19 protein-coding genes are annotated in these 19,971 nt (G+C 32.4%); 1 reads left to right on the plus strand and 18 read right to left on the minus strand.

The window, feature by feature from the left end:
* Window positions 1–113: 113 nt before the first annotated feature.
* From SIB89_RS15790 to SIB89_RS15860, 15 genes are all read right to left on the minus strand, one after another.
* Window positions 114–2,102 carry a WD40/YVTN/BNR-like repeat-containing protein gene (locus SIB89_RS15790; protein ID WP_412560531.1) on the minus strand — a complete coding sequence of 663 codons (1,989 nt, stop codon included), beginning with the start codon at window positions 2,100–2,102 and terminating at the stop codon, window positions 114–116.
* 264 nt (window positions 2,103–2,366) lie between these two features.
* Window positions 2,367–2,747 carry a hypothetical protein gene (locus SIB89_RS15795; RefSeq protein WP_412560532.1) on the minus strand — a complete coding sequence of 127 codons (381 nt, stop codon included), beginning with the start codon at window positions 2,745–2,747 and terminating at the stop codon, window positions 2,367–2,369.
* Complete coding sequence (locus SIB89_RS15800) at window positions 2,744–3,037, minus strand: hypothetical protein (RefSeq protein WP_412560533.1); 294 nt, start codon at window positions 3,035–3,037, stop codon at window positions 2,744–2,746. The genes SIB89_RS15795 and SIB89_RS15800 overlap by 4 nt, the downstream gene beginning before the upstream one ends.
* Before the next feature lie 155 nt (window positions 3,038–3,192).
* A complete protein-coding gene (locus SIB89_RS15805) occupies window positions 3,193–4,167 on the minus strand; it encodes a hypothetical protein (protein WP_412560534.1) in 975 nt (324 codons plus the stop codon).
* Between the two features lie 158 nt (window positions 4,168–4,325).
* Window positions 4,326–5,213 carry a 4,5-DOPA dioxygenase extradiol gene (gene ygiD / locus SIB89_RS15810; RefSeq protein WP_412560535.1) on the minus strand — a complete coding sequence of 296 codons (888 nt, stop codon included), beginning with the start codon at window positions 5,211–5,213 and terminating at the stop codon, window positions 4,326–4,328.
* A 20-nt stretch (window positions 5,214–5,233) separates the two neighbouring features.
* Entirely contained in the window at window positions 5,234–5,665 is a 432-nt protein-coding gene (locus tag SIB89_RS15815) for a DoxX family protein (protein ID WP_412560536.1), read from the minus strand.
* A gap of 4 nt (window positions 5,666–5,669) precedes the next feature.
* Window positions 5,670–6,194 carry a YceI family protein gene (locus tag SIB89_RS15820; RefSeq protein WP_412560537.1) on the minus strand — a complete coding sequence of 175 codons (525 nt, stop codon included), beginning with the start codon at window positions 6,192–6,194 and terminating at the stop codon, window positions 5,670–5,672.
* 99 nt (window positions 6,195–6,293) lie between these two features.
* A complete protein-coding gene (locus SIB89_RS15825; protein ID WP_412560538.1) occupies window positions 6,294–7,127 on the minus strand; it encodes a helix-turn-helix transcriptional regulator in 834 nt (277 codons plus the stop codon).
* 172 nt (window positions 7,128–7,299) lie between these two features.
* Complete coding sequence (locus tag SIB89_RS15830) at window positions 7,300–7,935, minus strand: hypothetical protein (protein WP_412560539.1); 636 nt, start codon at window positions 7,933–7,935, stop codon at window positions 7,300–7,302.
* A gap of 487 nt (window positions 7,936–8,422) precedes the next feature.
* Window positions 8,423–11,473: an ATP-dependent helicase gene (locus SIB89_RS15835; RefSeq protein WP_412560540.1), complete on the minus strand. Its 3,051-nt coding sequence runs from the start codon at window positions 11,471–11,473 to the stop codon at window positions 8,423–8,425.
* Complete coding sequence (locus SIB89_RS15840; protein WP_246906455.1) at window positions 11,466–12,830, minus strand: DNA recombination protein RmuC; 1,365 nt, start codon at window positions 12,828–12,830, stop codon at window positions 11,466–11,468. Before SIB89_RS15840 ends, SIB89_RS15835 begins: the two co-directional genes overlap by 8 nt.
* Window positions 12,831–12,991: 161 nt before the next feature.
* Window positions 12,992–13,609 carry a hypothetical protein gene (locus tag SIB89_RS15845; RefSeq protein ID WP_412560541.1) on the minus strand — a complete coding sequence of 206 codons (618 nt, stop codon included), beginning with the start codon at window positions 13,607–13,609 and terminating at the stop codon, window positions 12,992–12,994.
* Between the two features lie 206 nt (window positions 13,610–13,815).
* Window positions 13,816–14,265 (minus strand): DUF4268 domain-containing protein, encoded by a 450-nt coding sequence (locus SIB89_RS15850; protein WP_412560542.1) that lies wholly within the window; start codon window positions 14,263–14,265, stop codon window positions 13,816–13,818.
* Between the two features lies 1 nt (window position 14,266).
* The gene (locus SIB89_RS15855; protein WP_155087835.1) at window positions 14,267–14,941 is read right to left on the minus strand and encodes a ZIP family metal transporter; all 675 of its coding nucleotides are present in this window, start codon (window positions 14,939–14,941) and stop codon (window positions 14,267–14,269) included.
* 10 nt (window positions 14,942–14,951) lie between these two features.
* A complete protein-coding gene (locus tag SIB89_RS15860) occupies window positions 14,952–15,683 on the minus strand; it encodes a class I SAM-dependent methyltransferase (RefSeq protein ID WP_412560543.1) in 732 nt (243 codons plus the stop codon).
* Window positions 15,684–15,828: 145 nt separating this feature from the next.
* Between SIB89_RS15860 and SIB89_RS15865 the strand changes: the two genes are divergently transcribed.
* Window positions 15,829–16,995, plus strand: coding sequence for a THUMP domain-containing class I SAM-dependent RNA methyltransferase (locus SIB89_RS15865; RefSeq protein ID WP_155087833.1), 1,167 nt, complete (start codon window positions 15,829–15,831; stop codon window positions 16,993–16,995).
* 8 nt (window positions 16,996–17,003) lie between these two features.
* On the opposite strand, the gene SIB89_RS15870 is transcribed toward SIB89_RS15865, so the two are convergent.
* From SIB89_RS15870 to SIB89_RS15880, 3 genes are read right to left on the minus strand one after another with little or no spacing between them, the layout of a single operon-like run.
* Entirely contained in the window at window positions 17,004–17,804 is an 801-nt protein-coding gene (locus SIB89_RS15870; RefSeq protein WP_412560544.1) for a class I SAM-dependent methyltransferase, read from the minus strand.
* Between the two features lie 43 nt (window positions 17,805–17,847).
* Window positions 17,848–18,324, minus strand: a complete 477-nt coding sequence (locus SIB89_RS15875) for a hypothetical protein (protein ID WP_412560545.1) — start codon at window positions 18,322–18,324, stop codon at window positions 17,848–17,850.
* A 2-nt stretch (window positions 18,325–18,326) separates the two neighbouring features.
* Entirely contained in the window at window positions 18,327–19,937 is a 1,611-nt protein-coding gene (locus SIB89_RS15880; protein ID WP_412560546.1) for a class I SAM-dependent methyltransferase, read from the minus strand.
* Between the last annotated feature and the right edge of the window lie 34 nt (window positions 19,938–19,971).

The raw sequence follows: 19,971 nt of genomic DNA on the forward strand, positions 1-19,971 counted from the left end.
TCGTTGCGTGTTTGAGCACTAAAGTTAGCAAATAAATCACAGATAGAAAGTCCGCGAGGACTTTCGTAAGTAGGCTATAACTAGCAATGAATTATACACATTGTTGCCCACAGTTATTTTTTATTCAGAGACTGTTTATAAAGAAAATCAGCAACCTTATAGATAGCATAATTCTTTTCTTTAGAAACATCAGAATATAAATCTCCGTTAGTTAGTTCGTTAATCAACTCACCTAATTTTAAAGAGTTGCTTTTAATAATTAATCCATTAAAATTTATAATCCATGGCGTATATAAATAATTTGGTTTATCGTCTGAATTTTCAATTGTCAGGACTTCACCGTTTTTAAAAGCAATTGTAATTTTTCTCCAAACAGTCGTAGTACTCCAATTTCCATATCCTTTATTGAATACTTCGTTAACTACAGAATTTGGAATTGACTTAAATCGGTCAGCAACATTTTTGTAAAAACTGAAATCTGTGTTTTCACCTGGGAACGTGTAGTAATTGTTGTAGTCTAAACGGTCGTAACCTTTTTTCTTTATTTTCTGTTCTTCTTTATCAATAAAATCTTTGAAGTTGTCTAAATCTTTTTCTGAAATTTCTAAATCGTTTACAGTTAGTTTTTTAAAACGAGAATTATCAATTTCGTTAACTATTTCATTTAATAATTGAGGATTTATTTCTTTATCCATTTTGGATAAAAATCCTTTGCCTTTTTTGTAGAGTTTAAATGAATTGTGTTTTAATCTATATTCTCTAAATTGCCTGTCGCTATGAAAACAACCTTGACTTCCTATTTCTATAGAAAACTTGTCTATATTATTTACCGATAGATTAAAAAGTAATTTTGGAAGTTCGTATTCAGAAATTTTTTGTTCATCAATATTTATAACAAACCTTTTGTCTAAATAATTGTCCGCAATTACAATTTGGTTATCGAAAATAACAGCGTTTGAAACGTTAACAGGTAATTCCATATATCGATACCATTCCGTTCTATTTTTATCAAATCTTAAAACAGAAGTTCCATCAAATCCAATTTCTTCTCCTCCATAATTTACTTTTAAGTAAGGTTCTCTAATTGGTACTTCGTTTGTCATAAGCTTTGAAACTATAAAATCGTTCTTGTTGATTTTATAAATTTCTCCGTAAGTAAAAACGAAAAGACTTTTGTTTTTTGTGTTGATAGCTGAAGGTGTGCTACTCAATTTTTTATCGGATTTCCATATAGAAACGAATTCTGAATCCCTTAAGTCAATTTTTAAATCCTTGTCAATTAAATAAATAGATTCATCTGATGTTGTTTCAAAGTCAGATATATTTGGTAATTCTATCCAGTTAATATTATCGCTTTTTGTATAGAAGATGTTCCCTTGTTGATTGATAATATAATAATCGCCAAAAAGTCTTATTTTTCTTATGTCAGGTCTATGTTCTTTGGAAAGCCTTTTATATTTTTTTTGGTCTAATGGTGTCGGTAATCTCTCCCAAGTTTCACAATTATCAGTTGTCTTGTAAAGGACATTCCAAAAAGAACCAAATAAGCCAGTTTTTTCATCTTTATCAAAATGAATTGTCGCAAATCTTAATGCGTTTTCATTTCCTGCTTTATCAAAGCTTTTCCAAGTTTCACCTTTATTATCGGTATAGTAAATAAGTTGAGAATTTCCACTCATCCAAGCTTTTCCATTCTCATTTATGTAAAAAGCATCAATCCAACTACTTTTACCAAATTTTACTTTATTCCAAGTTATTCCTTTATCCGTTGAACGAAGAACAAAATCTTGATTTGAGTTTTCTCCGTGAATAAAGCCAGAAATCATCAAAATATTTTCTGAAAAGAAACTCACTCTTTCAAAAATTCCTCTACTTGAAATTGATAATGGGTCTTTTGTTCCTAAAGGCCCAAAATGCCATAAATCACCTATTTTATCCGTGTAATATGTGTTACCAGCTTTGGTAGCAATCCAAATCTTTTCTGAAGGTGATATGCCTATTTCTGAAACTCCTCCACTAATAGGTAAGTTAGCTAAATATGTATCTTGACTAAATGTCGAAAAGGGTAAAAAAAGTACTATTAATAAAAATAAATTTTTCATCGGTTCATTCGTTTGCACGAAGCTAATTCTGTTTATTCAATTTAAAAATTCAGATTGAGTGAACTATACTTTTCGGTTAGTAAACGATTCAGTTTATTGGTACTACGGATTTTTGTCATAATTGTGGGCAACGTGTTTGTGTATGATTTCGTTGCGTGTTTAAGCACTAAAGTTAGCAAATAAATCACAGATAGAAAGTCCGTGAGGACTTTCGTAAGTAAGCTATAACTAGCAATGAATTATACACGGTGTTGTACACCGTTTTTATTTATTTTTTAATATCTGTTCAACATATTTTCTGTGATTTTCAAATCCATTCTTTTCAGGATTTTCCAAGTCTATCATTTCTCCAATTCCAGAGTCGTAAATCTGCCAATTATACTTTTTCGACAATTCAATTAGTTCATAAAGACCATTTTCTCCATATAAACTCAACATTGTGTTGCTCACAAGTTCATTATGTATATAAAAGTCAATTGTAAAATTCGTTCCGATTATTTCTCTATGATTTTCGTCTTTTTTTATTCGGTCAAATGAGTTTTCCAAAATTCCGCTAAAATCAGTCGGTTCAAGTAGATTTTCATCCAATTCCGCAATTGTATTTATTTTCTGTTTTGAATTAAAGAGTACAATGTCCCAACTCATTGTTTTTCGTTTTTTACATTTAATTTATTCGCTAGTTTATTCATTTGAGCTATTTGGTCAGAAGTGAGTTTTATATCCAATTCAGAAACTACGTAAGTTAAGTGTTCATATGCACATCCATTTTCATTAAAATCTAAAAATTCAAAAATGATTTCTCGACCATCTTGAATTCCAGCACTTTCAATTTTAGTTTTGGAAATTTCTTTCTGCCATTGTTCATTTAGAATACTATTAGTTAATTCACTAATCTCCTTTTTAACTGGATTTTTAAATAAATCTTTAAATTTCATCGTTTCCTCAAATGGTGTACAACGTGATTGTATATGGTTTGTTGCGTGGTTAAGCACGTAATTTAGCAAATAAAAACCGAATAGAAAATCCGCGAGGATTTTCGTAAGTAGGCTAGAACTAGCAATAAATTATATACGGTGTTGCCCACAGTATTTTATTCTTTTCCTTGTAATTTAATCGGCTGAATTCCTACAACTTTATCTTTGTCGTCAAAAATTAATTTAATCATTTCATTTGGCGGACTTGAACTGTCATCTGAATATTTGTACTGAAGTAATGTAAACATACTTCCATTAAATCCCATTTGGATTCCGCTGTAAATTAATTCAGTTTTTCTGTCAAAATCTATGTTGTCGATTAATAGATTTAATTGTTCGTCAGTAACCTTTTCTTTGATTATGTCGGATAAATATTCTTTCGATTTTATTAAATCTTTTGATTTTAAAACTTTGAAAAAATCATTCTTAATATTCTCTAATTCAGAAAGTTTTTTCTCGTCTAATTTTGGAATTTCTTTTTCCTTTTCTTTTGATTGGTTTTTGATATAAAGTCTTATTCTATGAACTGGATTTATAGTCATTGCACCTTTTTTCTCATAGTAGTTTGAAACGGTTGCATACATTTCAATTTCTGTACTATCATTCGGTTTCCAAGTTGAACTTTCTACAAATGTATTTATGGAATCTAATCGACTAATATTAGAATAATTTCTCTTTGTTTTTGGTTCTCCAAATTCAGACGAAATTTTTTCTTTAAGTTCTTTATATTTTGAAATAAATGCTTTTTGATATTTTTTAGGTTTTTGATTATTATCTTTCTTTTCAAAATTAGAAACATCCCATTCGTAAAGCACAGAACTCATTGTTGAGTCTCTTTCTTTAAAGTAATAGTAAGTTATCAAGTCCGCTATTTTCTTTTCAGTTCTTTTGAATTTAATCGGTTGAGCATCTCCACTAAATGAAACGTGATTTGAAGTCGTTGGAATTCTTTCGCTTTTTAAATTTTCTTCCATTTGGACATATTCATTCAGCGAAATATTATGAATATCAAATCCGAATTCTTGTCCAAAAACAGTAATTCCAATTAATAAAAATCCAAGTGTAAATGTAGTTCTCAAAGTTTTTTTCATATTGTGGGCAACGTTTTTGTATATGAAAAGTAGCGGATTTTATGCACTAACTTTTCGGATTATAGGTGACCTTTAATTTATTCATTTTCTTTTGATTAAGCGATTATTGAACCGCTATTTTTTATATACGTTGTTAGCTGCTGCCTTTTCTATGCACATCAATTAGGTTCTATTTTTAAAGAAGTCATTGACAATGAACCTCCAACAGATTTGTCGTTAAACAATGTTACCTTTTCATTTTCTTCTTTCAATGCCAAGGTATAAAGTAAAGGCAAATAATGCTCAGGTGTTGGGATGGCTAAATCAAATGCTTTTCCTTGCGATTTAAAGTCGATAAGTTTTTGATGGTCTCCACTTAAAATGTGACTTTTCATTATTTCGCTTGCTTCTGTTGCCCAATCGAAAGCATAATTTTGGTTTAACTTTTTCCACTCAACTAAACGTAAATTATGAACCATATTTCCACTTCCAATAATTAGTACGCCTTTTTGGCGAAGGCTACTTATTTCCTTTGCCAGTTCATAATGATATTTTGCTGGTTGTGAATAGTCTATGCTCATTTGTATTACTGGAATATCCGCATTTGGGTATAAGTGTTTGATAACACTCCAGGCTCCGTGGTCAAGCCCCCATTTATCGTCCAATCCAACTTCTGTTTTGGTAATGATTTTTTTGGTTTCTTTCGCCAATTCTGGGCTTCCTTGTGCAGGATACTGAACATCAAACAATGCTTGAGGAAAACCACCAAAATCGTGAATTGTCGGTGGATTTTGCATTGCTGTTACAAATGTGCCTTTAGTTTCCCAATGTGCCGAAATACAAAGAATCGCATTTGGTCTTATAATTTCTTGACCTAATTTTCTGAATGCCGAAACAAATTCGTTTTCTTCTATTGCGTTCATAGGACTTCCGTGACCAAGAAATAACACAGGCATTTTGCCTGTGTTACTCATTGTTGAAGTCATTTTGTTTAAATCTTTTAAATTCATACTGTAAGGTATTAAAGGCAATAAAGCTATTGATTTTAAAAATTGTTTTCTATTCATTTTATGTAACACAAAGTTGTTTAAGCTATTTTTTTACTCAACAAATTATCGATTGAATATTTTCCTGCTCCAACAATTGCAAGCACTATATAAATTAAAAGATAAAGTAATGCCATTTCTTTAACTGCAAAATCATCATTTGCGTGAACAATAAATGCAGCAATAAACATTGTTATACTTAAAGATATGGCTGAAAACCGTGTTGCTACTCCAAAAATCAAAAAGATTGAACAGATTACTTCGGCAAAAACTGCAAGAACCAAAGATGCTGTTAATCCAATTCCTAAAGGGTCTAAAAATTGAATTGGGCCATTGCCAAAAAGCATTGTTAGTTTAGCTAATCCGTGTGTCAACATCATTCCTCCAATTACAACTCGAAGTATCAATAATGCAAAGGATATGTTATTCTGTGTTGTGTTAGAACTAAAACTTTTTTTAATTAACTGTTTCATTTTTTTATTGTTTTACAAATTGAACTTCTGCATTAATTTTTATTTCATTTCCGACCATTACTCCGCCTGCTTCCAAAGCAGCATTCCAATTTAGACCAAAGTCTTTTCTGTTTAGTTTCCCGTTTATAGAAAATCCTGCCTTTTCATTTCCGTATGGGTCTTTCATAAAACCTCCAAACTCGGTATTCAATTTAATTTCTTTGGTAATACCTTTCATTGTCAAGTTACCAACCAATTCATACTCGTTTTCATCTACCTTTTTAAGAGAAGTACTAACAAATGTGATTTCTGGATATTTTTCTACTTCAAAAAAATCAGGGCTTTTTAAGTGCGTGTCTCTATCGTTATTGTTGGTTGATATAGAACTTGCATCAATGTTTGCCGAAATTGTTGATTTTGTAAAATCCTCGCCATCAATGTTTGCCTGAAAAGTTTTAAATTCTCCTTTTACGTTAGAAATCATTAAGTGTTTTACCTTAAAAGTGATTTCACTGTGTGCTGGGTCTATTGACCATTTTGTTGTTTTCATATTTATTATGTTTTAATTGTTTATAAAAAAAATAACAATGCAAAGATGAGAACAAATCAATGTTTGGATGTTACACTTTTCGGTAGTTGGGATGTAAATTTAGGAAGTGAGCAAAATTTTCATATCGTCTCTGAACTCACTTGGCGATTGCCCTGACTTCTTTTTAAAGACATTAGAGAAATAAGAATTTTCATTATAGCCCAATTCGTAGGCGATTTCAGAAATGGTTTTTTCGGTAGAAATTAATAAGTTTTTGGCTTCAATAAGTTTACGTGTTTCGATGATTTCCGAAACGCTTTGCTCCAAAATATTTTGACAGATGAAATTTAGGTTTCTTGAGGACATAAATAGTTTTTCTGCATAAAATTCTACACCCAAAGGTCTTCTATAATTTTCTTCAAGAATGGCTAGAAAATTTCCAAAAGAAATGTGCTGTGTCTTTTGTGTAGTTTCATTTTGTGGTTCTGTTTTTTTTCTTTCGGCTTCTATCATTGTAAATAGGACACTCAATAGTTGTCTTATGATAGCATAATTGGGGGTTTCCTGTTTTGTTTCAGCAGACATCATCTTACATAAGTCAACCAATCTTTGAAAACAAGGTCCTTTTTCTAATTTTATGTTGGCTTGGCCGTGATAAAATGAATACAGTTGAAACGTGGTTTCTGGAATGAATTCACTTCTGAAACGGATTACCCAAATATCGCATTTACCCTTATATATTCGTGGTATCAAACGGTGTACTTTTCCTTTGGTAACAAAACTGACAAATGGGGCTTGGGTTTTGGTGGCATCAAAATCTATGAAATGTTCCAGTTCTCCGTGTATTCCTATCAACAATTCCTCGAAATCGTGATTATGTGGTTCGTCAGGTTGTCCAGAAATCTTTTTTGCTTCTTCTTCGTCAACTCTGAATATGTGGAATAGTTTGTTCATCTGATAAGTTGTTCGTTTTTTTAGGTTGCAGCTAACGTTGTTGTGTAAGAAAAGTTGCGTGGTTTAAGCACTAAAGTTAGTAAATAAAACACGAACCAAGAAAATCCCCGAGGATTTTCGTAAGTAGGCTTTTACCAGCAATTTTTTTTACACGGTGTTGTGCGTTCGTTTTTTATTTCCATTGTTTGTTTTTCAAGTGGGTTTTCTTTAATGAATATCCATCGTTAAAAAATAATTTTCCGTTATTTAAAACCATTATTTTATCAGTCAAAAATCTCGGAACAGCGTTTAAGTTCAAATCTCTAACAATAATTTCTATTTCATTGTAATTCGGATTGTCGATTTCTATTGTTTCTTTCTGTCCTAAATAATGATATGTAATTGTTTTTATTTCTTGAGTTTCCAATTCCGCAATTCCATTTACGTCTGCTGCTTTTCCAGCGTTTTGGTCATTTACTACAATGAACGCAGCTGCAAGAGGTAATTCCAAATCTCGGATTGTAATTTTGATATTATCAATTCGGTCAGGATTTATTTTTCCGCTATAAGTCGTACTTGGATTTTTTGGTTGTTCAAATGTGTTCAGTTTTATACTGTCAGTAGATATTTGTTCCCAATTTCCTTTGACTACAGTTCTGCCACCGACATCCATAAAAATAAAATACTCAAATGTTTTGTCCGATTTCAGTTCAATTTGAGTGCAAGCAAAGTAACTTTTTCCGCATTTTCCATATAATCCAACTACTGATTTATTCGTTGAACACGAATTAAAAAAAAGTAAAATTAAAATCAGTTTAATGTATTTCACGGGTTTTTCTTAAATGACGCACAACGTGTTTGTGTAAGGAACGTTGCGGTTTTGTGTGCGAGGATTTTCCGCAGGAAAATCAGATGTAACAAAAGAGCAACGACCAAACAGTTTAACTAAAATAAGCAATGTTTTTTACACGGTGTTGCAAGTAGTAGTTTTTTTTCTTTTCTACTTACTTAAAACTCAAAAAAAAATTCGAAAAACAAATCAGCAAAAAATTCCGCTTTATTTTTTCCGTTCAGATTTTCGATTCCGCAAACTTGCTTAATTCCGCAAGAGTAAATTTCCGCATTGAGTTCTGTTTTCCGCAATGCTTATAAATTCCGTTTGAGTGGCAATTCCGCAACAAGCTCAATTCAGATTTCGAGTGAGAAATTCAGCGTAAAGTTTGTCAAAAATCAGTTGTTTTTCAATTCCGAATTCTTTGCGTCTGAGTGAGTTCCGCTATTACTTGCAACGGTCTAGTATAAGAGCAGTAGCGGATTTAAGACCACAACTTTTTCCACCAAGACTGCTTTTTATTATTAGTACGTTCTTTTATTGATTCACTTTCCCCGCTATTGCTTTTATACATTGTTGGGCTTAGTATTTTTTCCTCAGTTTCTTGTTCTTTAGCTATTTCTTTGTCCGATTTTTTTGGTTCAGATAAAAGTTCCGATTTAGAATTTTCGACTTTTATTTTCTCAAGTTCTGCCTTTTCTTCTTTTAAATCAGCTATTCTTTTTCGGGCTTCTTTTTTCTTTTGTTCAAAATCAATTAGCTCTTTACTAGTATCTTTTTTTTCTTTTCTTTCAGATATGAATTTTTCATAAGAATAAACTTGCATTTCATAGTCATTAGGATATTCTGCAATAGCTTTTTTTCTAATATGACTATCTTCAAATTTTGACATTTTTTGTTTTGCATCAAGTTGTTTGTCATAAACATATTGTTGCATTTCGTAATCGAGAGGATAATCCTTTTTTGCTAAAATCTCAATTTCTGAATCTTTAACAGAAGCCATATATTTTTTAGCAACTACATTTTTATCATAGATATGTTGTTGCATACAATAATCATTTTTGTATTGTTTTATTGCAAATTCCTCTAATTCATTATCTGTTACGGCTGTCATATACAAAAATGCTTCAACTTGATTTTTGTATACATAATCTCTCATTTCCTTATCATCAGGGTATTCCTTTTTCGCAAATCGTTTGATTTTTGCTTGGATTTTCTTATCTAATTTAATCTCCTTATTTTTTTCTGGTTTCTTTTCGCTTTTATTTATAACTATTTCTGTTTTATTGCTTTCTTTAATTTGAATTTCGTTTTCTGCAAATGAATTCGAATCATCTGATTTAGATTTTTCAATCTTTTCTTCTTCTTTGAGTTCAGTTGGTTTTTCGATTTTTGTTAAACCTCTAAATTCAAAATTTATTGGTTTAGTTTTTCCTGTTTCGATAAACTCGATTTGATATTCTCCTTTTTCTTCATTTACCTCAATTACTTTACCTTGTTTCCAAATCAAGTGATTTACCAAATCTCCAACGTCAAATTTCTTTTGAATTAATTGTCGACTTGCATCAAGTTTAAGTTGTTCTTTAGCTTCATTTATGATTTCTTGACTTAATTCTCCTTTTCGCACAAAATAATTGTCGCTTATTTCAAATAAAAAACGAGAAGGATACTTATTTAAACCTGTACTGAAATTGAATCCTTCTGATTCAGTCATATAAAATGCTTTTTCTGCTCTTGTAATTGCAACATAAGTTAAACGTCTTTCTTCTTCAATTGCTTTTGCTCTTCTTTCTTTAATTGACATTGCACTTGGTAATACACCTTCTGTGAAGCCACAAAGAAAAACGTAAGGAAACTCTAAACCTTTGGAAGTGTGAATAGTCATTAATTTAATTCGGTCATTTCTATCATCTTCAATATCCATATCTGTGTATAGAGCAATTTCTTGCAAATATTCAGTAAGGTTTATTGGTTCTTCATCTTGGGTTTCTAATAAAATTATAGAGTTCTGAAGTTCTTTGATATTATCTAATCTATCTGTGTCTCCATCAGTCCTGTAATAAGCAGATAAACCGCTTTCGTCCATTATTTCTTTTACTAAATCCGAAATAATTAAATCTGCTTTTGATTTTTTATACTTTTCTATAAGTTCAATAAATTCAACCGCTCCTTTACGACTTAAATCTTTTTGCGTTATGTTTTGTTGTAAAGCTGAATAAAGGGAAATGCTTTCTTTTTCAGCAATTTTTGCGACATTTTCAATGAATTTTTTTCCTAAACCTCTGCTTGGTGTATTTACAACTCTCAAGAAGGAAAAATCATCTTCAAATTCAATCAATCGTAAATATGCTAAGACATCTTTAATTTCTTTACGCTCAAAGAATCGAATACCTCCAAAAACTGAATAAGGAATATTTTCTCTGATTAACGATTGTTCAATACTACGTGAAATATGATTTGCTCTATATAGAATTGCAAAATCTGAATATTTACAATTTTCATCATTTACAAGTCTTTTGATTTCATTTGCAACCCATAACCCTTCTTCGTAATCATTCTCTCCGTGAAAATGAACAACCTCAACACCTTCGGGATTTTGAGTAAACATATCCTTGTCTACTCGAATTTTGTTGTTTTTAATTATGTGATTGCCGAGACTTAAAATATTCGGTGTTGAACGATAATTTTGATTCATAATTATCGTTTTTGAATCAATAAATTGTTTGTCAAAATCAACCAAAATTTCAGGTTTTGCTCCTCTCCATTCATAAATGGTTTGGTCTGGGTCGCCAACAACGAAAAGATTTTTATGGAACTGAGAAAGCATCTCAATTAGCATAAATTGTTTTTGCGAACTATCTTGAGTTTCGTCAACTTGTATGTAGTGTAGTCTCTTTTGCCACTTTTCAAGAACATCAGGATTATTAACAAATATGTAAAGAGCAAAATTGAGTAAATCATCAAAGTCTAAAGCGAAATTTCTTTGTTGCTTTTCTAAATACCTAATAAAGACTTTTTCTATTTCATTATCAGTTTCTTTTTTCTTTGATTCAAGGATGTATTGTAGATATTCCTGTGAAGTTTTTTGTTTACTTATATATCTTAAAACTTGTTTAAAAGTGAATACTTTTGATGTTAGACCCAATTCATTATAAACTTGTCGAAGAACAGTTTTTTGGTCTTCAACGTCCATAATTATAAAGTTTTTTGGGTATTTGATTTTGTTTATGTCCTCTCTTAATACTCGAACACAAAATCCGTGATAAGTGGTTATGTAACTTAAATCTGAATTTTCTCCAACTAAACGTTTTACTCTTTTTCGCATTTCTTGTGCAGCCTTGTTGGTAAAGGTCACACAGAGGATATTAGAAGAATTAATTCCTAACGCTTCAACAATGTAGGCATATCTTTGAGTCAGAGCTTTTGTTTTTCCCGAACCTGCACCTGCGATTACTCTGACAAAACCTTCGGTTTCTGTTACAGCTTTCAACTGTTGTTCGTTCAAATTTTCTTTTAGCTTCTGAATACTATCCATTATCTTCTTCTAAGTCTAATAAATTATCTGTTATTTCAGGTAATATTGCTTTCGCTTGTCCCTCGTCTAGTGTTTCAACGTTTTTTAATTTTCTTTGAATAGCTCTTGTTCTTTTACCCATTACATCATCTAGTTGATTCAATCCTGTTTGGATATTTTTTTGAGCTTTTTGCATCATTCCTCCAAAGTTTTCAAATTCCTTTTTAACGGCTCCTAAAACTTGCCAAACTTCGCCACTTCTCTTTTGAATAGCTAAGGTTTTGAAGCCCATTTGTAAACTATTCAAAATGGCAGCTAATGTTGTTGGACCTGTTACAATTATCTTATAATCTTTTTGTAAAGTTTCAAGTAAAGATGCTTTTCTTACAACTTCAGCATAAATGCCTTCGAACGGTAAAAACATTATTCCAAAATCAGTCGTATTTGGTGGGTCAATATATTTCTCGCTTATATCTTTAGCCATTTTTTTAATGGTGTTGTCTAGTTCTTTTTGAGCGAATTGAATTTTATCTAAATCGCCATCATCATAAGCTACTTGAAGTTTTTCGTAAACATCTTTTGGGAACTTAGCATCAACTGGAAGCCAAACTACAGAGTTATCATCATTTTTTCCTGGTAGTTTAATAGCAAATTCAACTGTAGCTGAACTACCTTTTTTTGTTTTAACATTAGCTTCGTACTGCTCAGGTGCAAGTATTTGTTCCAATAGCATTGCAAGTTGAACTTCTCCAATTCCACCACGCATTTTGACGTTACTGAGAACTTTTTTTAAGCCACCAACATCAGTAGCTAAATTCTTCATTTCTCCCAAACCTTCTTGAACTGATTTCAATTGTTTTCCAACTGTTTCAAAGGATTGAGTTAAACGTTCATTTAGTGTTTTTTGTAATTTTTCATCAACTGTTTTTCTAACCTCATTCAGTTGTTTTGTATTATCCTCTCTGATTTCCTTAAGCTGATTTTCAACAGTTTCTTTTACTTCTTTTATTCTTTTTTCTGATTCTTTATTTATTTCAGTTTGTTGTTTGCTAAAACTGTCAAATCTATCTTTTAGTAAATCATTTAATCTTTTTGTATTTGTGTCAAAACCTTCTTTAAAACTGTCTAAAGATTTTGATAATTCTTCTCTTTGGTTTTTTGATAATGAGCTTGTTTCTTCTCTATTTCTCTGAAATTCATCTTTCATTGACTTGTCGGTTCTTTCCAAAGTTGAATCAAATTTGACTAATGAATTTTTGGTTTCATTAAAATTCCCTTCAATGTCAAAATCAAGTTTTATCTTTTTGACTAAAGTTACAATCAGATTTACTGCAAGTAAGATTATCAGTATTATGAGTAGTATTATTTCTGTCGTCATATTTGGTTTTTCAATATTAAGCCCAACGGTCTTGTATATGATACGTTGCGTGTGTAAGCAACTAATTTAGCAAATAAAAACCGAATTGAAAATCCGCGAGGATTTTCGTAAGTAGGCTAGTACTAGCAATGGATTATATACGTTGTTGCCAGCAGTACTTTCTATCCGTTTACTCCTTCATTCCAAGAGTTTTGAGCGTCATTTCGGGAAGGTGTATTACAATATTTTATTTGATTCAAGTTTTGGATACTTCCAATTTCAATTAATTCTTGATTTACTAAATTTTTAATTCTTCTCATTTTTTGAATTTGGTTATCAGTCCATCGTAATGAGTAAACAACTCTCTCAAAATTTATGTTTTTAAATGCTTTCTTTACATCAAAATAATCTGTGTTTGATAAATCTTCACTAATTCTGTGTTCAACTTCTCGGTCACTAAAATTTTCTAAAATCTCCGCTTTATTTATAGTTTTTATAAGGTCAATGATTACAATTCCGTTTTTTAAACAATAACTTTTCCAAACTTCAGGAACGTTTTCAATTCCGTCATTAGGATGCAAAGAATTTCCGGTTAAAGCATTCGGAAAATAACGCCAAAATTTACTCTGATTTCTACCATAAAACCAACTTGCATTATTTTGTCCTACGCAACTTTGATTATCTGGATTAAATGTCCCAATTATTAAAATATTGCTCTTTTGTTTAATTTTTTCTCCACAGAAATTTTGATTTTCTTCAATATCAATTAACTCATTTCTAAATTTGTGTATTAGTGGCATATTTTGAGTGTTAGTTGGGTTTTCGTATTGCTGGCAACTCGTATATAACTCTGTATATACGTTTCTGTTACCGAATATAAGAATTATTTCAAAACCCTCATTAACAATGACCTGAAATAAATTGTATTATCATGTATTTTGTATAACGTTCGGATTGTTTAAATATCACGATTTATACAAAATACCTGTATAGAAAAACAAGGTGCTTATGGCTTTATAAATTCCTTATACTCCTCAAAAAAAGCTTCAAATAAGGTCATGTTTACATTAAAGAATTCCATAACTACTTGCCAGGTATTTTTGTTGTGAATGGATACGTTTTGGTCTAATGGAACATAGATGCGTGAGATTTCCTTCCCGTTGTCTAAATAGTATTCTTCCTCATAAATGGCGTTGGGTAAGTATTCAGACTGTAAGATACCTTTTAAGGCTATCAATTTTTCCCAGCAGTTAATACGGTTTTCTAAATCATCTTCAAGGTCCAATGCAATTAATGCAGACCTGGTATCAAAATGAAACTTAAAGGATAGACCTTTAATTTTGGTATTGTACAACAGCCATCCTTGTCTGCCGTTAGGCAGGTTTCTTGGAAATGATTTTCCAAAACTGGTCCAGAATTCCTGGCGGAGTTGTCGGCTTTCTTCTTTACTAAACATTTTAAATAAAATAGGCAATCAATACTCCCAAACAAATCGCAACCAGTTTAGAGAGGTTAAACTTGTGGCCTTCACCGGTTTCAAACAAAATGGTTGTAGAAATATGCAAAAAGATACCGATTACTATGGCATTAACAATATCTAAATAGCCTGTGGCTAAATCGGTATTGTTAGAAACATAGGTGCCTAAAGGAGTCATTATTGCAAAAACCACTAAGAAGCCTATAATCTGTAACTTACTATAATTAGACTGCAATAAAAAGGCACTAATCAGCGCAGCAATTGGAATTTTGTGAATTAAAATACCATAGACCATATCATTATGCTGATGGATCGGGAAACCTTCCAACAAACTATGAAGACAAAGACTTAAAAACAGTAACCACGGAAACTGCGTGTTATCCTTATGAATATGTACATGGCCATGCTCAGCACCTTTTGAGAAGAACTCTAAAATAATCTGAAGCAAAATACCGCACATTATAAATAGACCTGTTTGTTTAGCGTTGAGATGATGGTACACCTCTGGCAATAAATCAAAAAGGGTTAATGCCAATAAAAATGCTCCACTAAAAGATAATAATAGTTTGGTGCCAATGGACTTTTGCTTTTTAGTTATAAAAGCAATGACCACACCAATAATTATAGCATAAATAGGGAAGAGGTACTTATTCATTGAATTCAATTTACTTAAAAATCATAATCAACCGTTCAGAGGTTTGAGCATGGTAGGTTTTTAGTTTGTAATCACCAAAAACATCCAACAAATACACTCCGGCTTCTTCAAATAAAGCTTCAAAACCCTCTAAGGTGAACGCCTTAACACGTTCTTGAAACTCAAAGTGTTCACCATCGGCTTTAAAACTAATGTCTTTTACAATATAGCCATCCTTAATACTTCGTTTTTGATGAAAATCAATACCCTCAACAGTTTTTATATCTTCTGAAACCAATTGATCCATCACGTAGTTGACGTTCATAAAGTCAATGACTCCAAATCCAAAATCGTTGAGTTCTGCCTTTATGGATTTTATCGTTTTGAGGTTACAGGTTTCATCTTCAAAATACCCAAAGCTTGTAAAGAGATTAAAAACGGCATCAAAAGTATCAGGATACGGTTTGCTCATATCATGTACATCAAATCTTAAGGTGTCATTTTCAAACTGCTGCGCATGTTTTATACTTTGCTCAGAGAGATCAACTCCTGTAACATCAAAACCTAATTCGTTGAGGTATATGGAGTGTCTGCCTTTGCCACATGCCAAGTCCAATATCTTACCACCTTCTGGTATGTTAAGATAGTTGGTGAGGTTATCCATAAAAAGCTGTGCTTCAGAATAATCCCTGTCCTTGTATAAAATGTGGTAGTAAGGCGTGTTAAACCACGAGGCGTACCATTGTTTTGTTGGTTTTGTCATATATATGATATGTCCTGCAAAAATAGCTTAAATTTGCAATCTATTTGCTCGCTATTTGAGTTTTGAATTGAATACCTTATCAAAAAAGCACCAAGACATTTGAAATAAATAGGTTGTGGACTTTGAAAGGATTACATTTTAGTACATGGACAATAATTTTAAAATGGTGGCCAAGACCTTATTTGGCTTTGAAGATATATTAGCAAAGGAATTAACTCAGCTCGGTGCTATGGAAGTAGAAAAGGGCGTGAGAAACGTAAGCTTTGTTGGTGACAAAGGGTTTATGTATAAGACCAATTTGGGTATTAGAACGGCCATTAAAATCTTAAAACCTATTAAGTCCTTTAGAGTAGCAAGGGAAGAAGACCTTTACAAAAATGTAAAGAACATTAAATGGGAAAACTACCTGAAACCTTCAGGTTCTTTGGCTGTTGATGCCACGGTTAACCATAGTGTGTTTACCCATTCGCAGTACACGGCTTTAAAGACCAAAGATGCCATTGTGGATCGTTTTAGGGAGATGGATGGTACACGACCTAATGTAGATTTGCGCTTTCCGGATTTAAAAATCAATGTGCATATAGACCGTCAGCGCTGCACCATTTCTTTGGATACTTCTGGTGAATCACTGCATAGAAGAGGGTACAAAACGGCAACCAATATTGCTCCTATCAACGAAGTACTGGCAGCAGGATTAATTATGATGAGCGGTTGGGACGGCCAAACGGATTTTATGGATCCAATGTGTGGTAGTGGTACCATATTGGCAGAAGCGGCTATGATTGCTTGTAATATTCCACCGAATTTAATGCGAAAAGAATTTGCTTTTGAACGTTGGCAAGATTGGGATGTGGAATTGTTTGAAACCATTGAAGAATCCTTATTGAAGAAAACACGCGATTTTCACCATAAAATTTTAGGATACGATAAGTCACCTTCGGCTATAAGAAAAGCGAAGGAGAACATTAAAAATGCGCATTTAGATGAATTTATCCATATTCAGCATGAAGATTTCTTTAAGACCCAAAAGGCAGGTGATGAGAAATTGCACATGGTGTTTAATCCTCCGTATGGTGAACGTTTAGAAAACCTGAATGTTGAAGAGTTTTACGGTAATATTGGCACCACCTTAAAGCATGGCTATCCAAATACCAATGCATGGCTCATCACATCTAATCTTGAAGCTTTAAAACATATCGGATTACGACCTTCTCGAAAAATAAAGGTGTTTAATGCTAAGTTAGAGTCGCGATTGGTGAAATATGAAATGTATGAAGGAAGTAAAAAGGCCAAGAAGCAAAACCAAGATTAGGTTTTGGTTTATTTTCTAACGATCCAAATGTCTTGTGGTACCCAGCTTTTATGTTCTGAAGATTGAACAATATGTTCTAAAACTTCAGTTTTACTGAATAAAGATTGCACAAATGCCTTTGGATGAAAAGCAGAGTAAGTGCGATGGCCTTCCTTTACATTTCCTCTTACTACAATATTGCCTTGATCGTAGAGCTTAAGCTCCGAGTCATTAAGTTTTATCTTAAAGTTATCTCCTTGCATGGTTAAAAGCATGATGCCATTGGGTTTTAAAACACGATATAACTCATTAAACCAATCGTAATGCATTTGCTCAGATAGATGGGTAAATATTGAAATGCCATAAATTACATCCATGGAATCATCTTCGTATGGCAAACTTGCCGTTAATTCATTTTTGTTGAAATGGATTCCAGGTAGGTTTTTAGAGCACCAAGCAATGGATTTTTCATTGTAGTCCGTGCCAAAAAACTCACAACCGTTATTTACAACTTTAGGCATGTGCCTTATGATGCGTCCAGGTCCACAGCCCCAATCTAAAATGCGTTTGTTCTCTAATTCAATATGATTTTTGAAGTGATCCGTTAAGGATTTTGCCATCTGTAATCCACCGTTATAGTATTTATCGTAATTCATCTGAAACGACTCATACATCAGATAATCTGGTGGTAACTTTACATTAGGATGCTTTTTCTTAAAGGCAGCATTGGCTTTACTGTTCTTATATTTTTGAATACGAAAACGTATTAAATCCGTTAAGTAGATTAACTTAAATTGTCTTAATAGCGTAGAGATTTTCGCTTTGTTCATTCTTATGTTTTGAGTTTAAATCAGTGCAAATGTAAACAAAGGTTTATTGTCGTAAGTCTTGTAATTGTAGATTATAATCGTATTGTAAATCCTCATGCAGAACACTTATTTTTTTCTTTATCGAAATGATTTGGCGTTCATAAAGATTGCTTAGCGTTCTATTTCTATGAATAGAAGGTTTAAGCTCGTTTAAGCGTTCGCAGAAATAGAGTAGGAGTTCTACCTCAGTTGTTTTTTTGTTGGAATACCGGCTGTAAACTCTTATTTGCCTTAATATTTTCCGGATTGTTTTTTTCATGTAGAAATAACTGTCCGTATTCATGCCTTCAAATAACTCATCTAATGTGGATTTTACACTAGCGATATAGCCGTCTTCATCATGGGATTCAAACAATAAATAGGTGAGTAAGGCTTTATTTTCTTTCTTAAATTTTCCTAGACGTAAACACAGTGCCAACAGGTCTTCCTTTGGTAAATGCTGAAGCTCTTTTTTTATATTGACGATAGATTCAATCTTCATATCTATGAGGTGCCTTTTAAAAGGTTAATACTAACCGTAGCTAATTCACTATCTGGGAATCTGGCAAAGTGAGCATTGTCTGGTTCTAAACCTGCAAGCTCTGCTATTTTTCTAAACACATCAACCTCAACAATGTACTGATCGCTATAACCATGTGTAGCATCGTAAGCAGTAGCTGCAGTTTTTCCTATATTTTTTGAGACCAACTCAGGACTAATAGTATGTAGTTCTATAATTAAAAGCCCAAATTTTTCTACGTAGGGTTTCCATTTGCTCAAATGTTCTAATAGGGAGGCTTCTACATCATTATTGCTCAATCTATTGCCTTTTGATGCATAAGCACCAGTGGAATCACTTATAATGTTATGGTTGTTTTTTGGTGCTTCCCACACACGATTGTGGTCTAAAAAGGTTCTAACGTTTAATAAATCGAGCAAATCAATATTATAATCTTCCTTTAAATCTGAAGCCAAAAGATCTGGCCTCCCAATATCTCCCCAAATGACTTTTGCCCAAATATCTGCTTTTATTAGGTTGGCTCTTGTCACTTTTAAAGCGGCTTTGTTAAAATCTGCACCCACCAAAAATAATGGATGATCATCCAATAGTTTCCCTCTTAAAGTTTGTTGCTCTATAACATTGAAAATATGCTCTATAAATGCTCCATTGCCACAGCCCATATCCAAAATGCCTTTGGGTTGCTCGTCAATGGGTCTGTTGAACAAATCGATAATGACTTCATCTATGACCTTAAAATAAGTGGCATGGGCACCACCACTTCCCCAAACATTCATTTCGCGATGTACATGTATTTCGGTATCGCTTGGTGAGTCCGTTTTTAGAACCAGAGGATTCCCAAAAATAAGTTCATCTAGATGTAAAAACGTTGGAATGTAAGACACGGTTACTCCATAGGCACTGGCACGTTTCGCAAAGAACAAGCCTTTATCGGTGAATTGATAAGTGTTCTTTTTTTTGTTAAACCAGCCTAAATGGGCTAAGAAATCAAGTATTTTCTTAAAGCTCTCAGGGTTTTTATGATATTCTTCAGCGGTAAAGGAAGCTTCCATAAAATATTTATGAAAAAGCCCGTTAACACCTAATAGCACAATAATAGGGCCTGCAATAACTCCTTCAATATGTTTATAAATCTGGTATTCTATGGAATCTTCATCAGAAATATTGAGACCGTAATTGGTTTCAAATTTTTTAAAGATGCGCTCTAAAACTATAAAAGCATCTGTACTGATCATTTTTTCATCGGCAAAACGATCGGAGTACTTAAGTAAATTAACGGCATCTTCATATAAACCAACCAAGCCAAAAGCTTTTTCAGAATTTGAGTTTGTGGTATAAATAACAGTGTTATTCTTATTATCCAATTGCTGATCTAACCACCCTTGAGAACATAAAACACGGAGGGCGACATTAAGATAACCCTCATTAGCATTAAACGTTTGGGACAAACTGTGTAAGGCAACACTTTTGTTTTCCAATAGGTGATTTAGAATGCCCTTTTTGTAAAGTGAATGTGCTGAAGTAGAAGTAGCAATACCGTCTAAGTGTCTAAAAATAGTACTCCTAAGTTTGGTTTTATCTGATTTAGTAAGCATGTATGATTGGTTTAGCTATAAATATAAAAAAACC

Source organism: Winogradskyella sp. MIT101101, from assembly GCF_047126865.1.
Classification (GTDB): domain Bacteria; phylum Bacteroidota; class Bacteroidia; order Flavobacteriales; family Flavobacteriaceae; genus Winogradskyella; species Winogradskyella ouciana.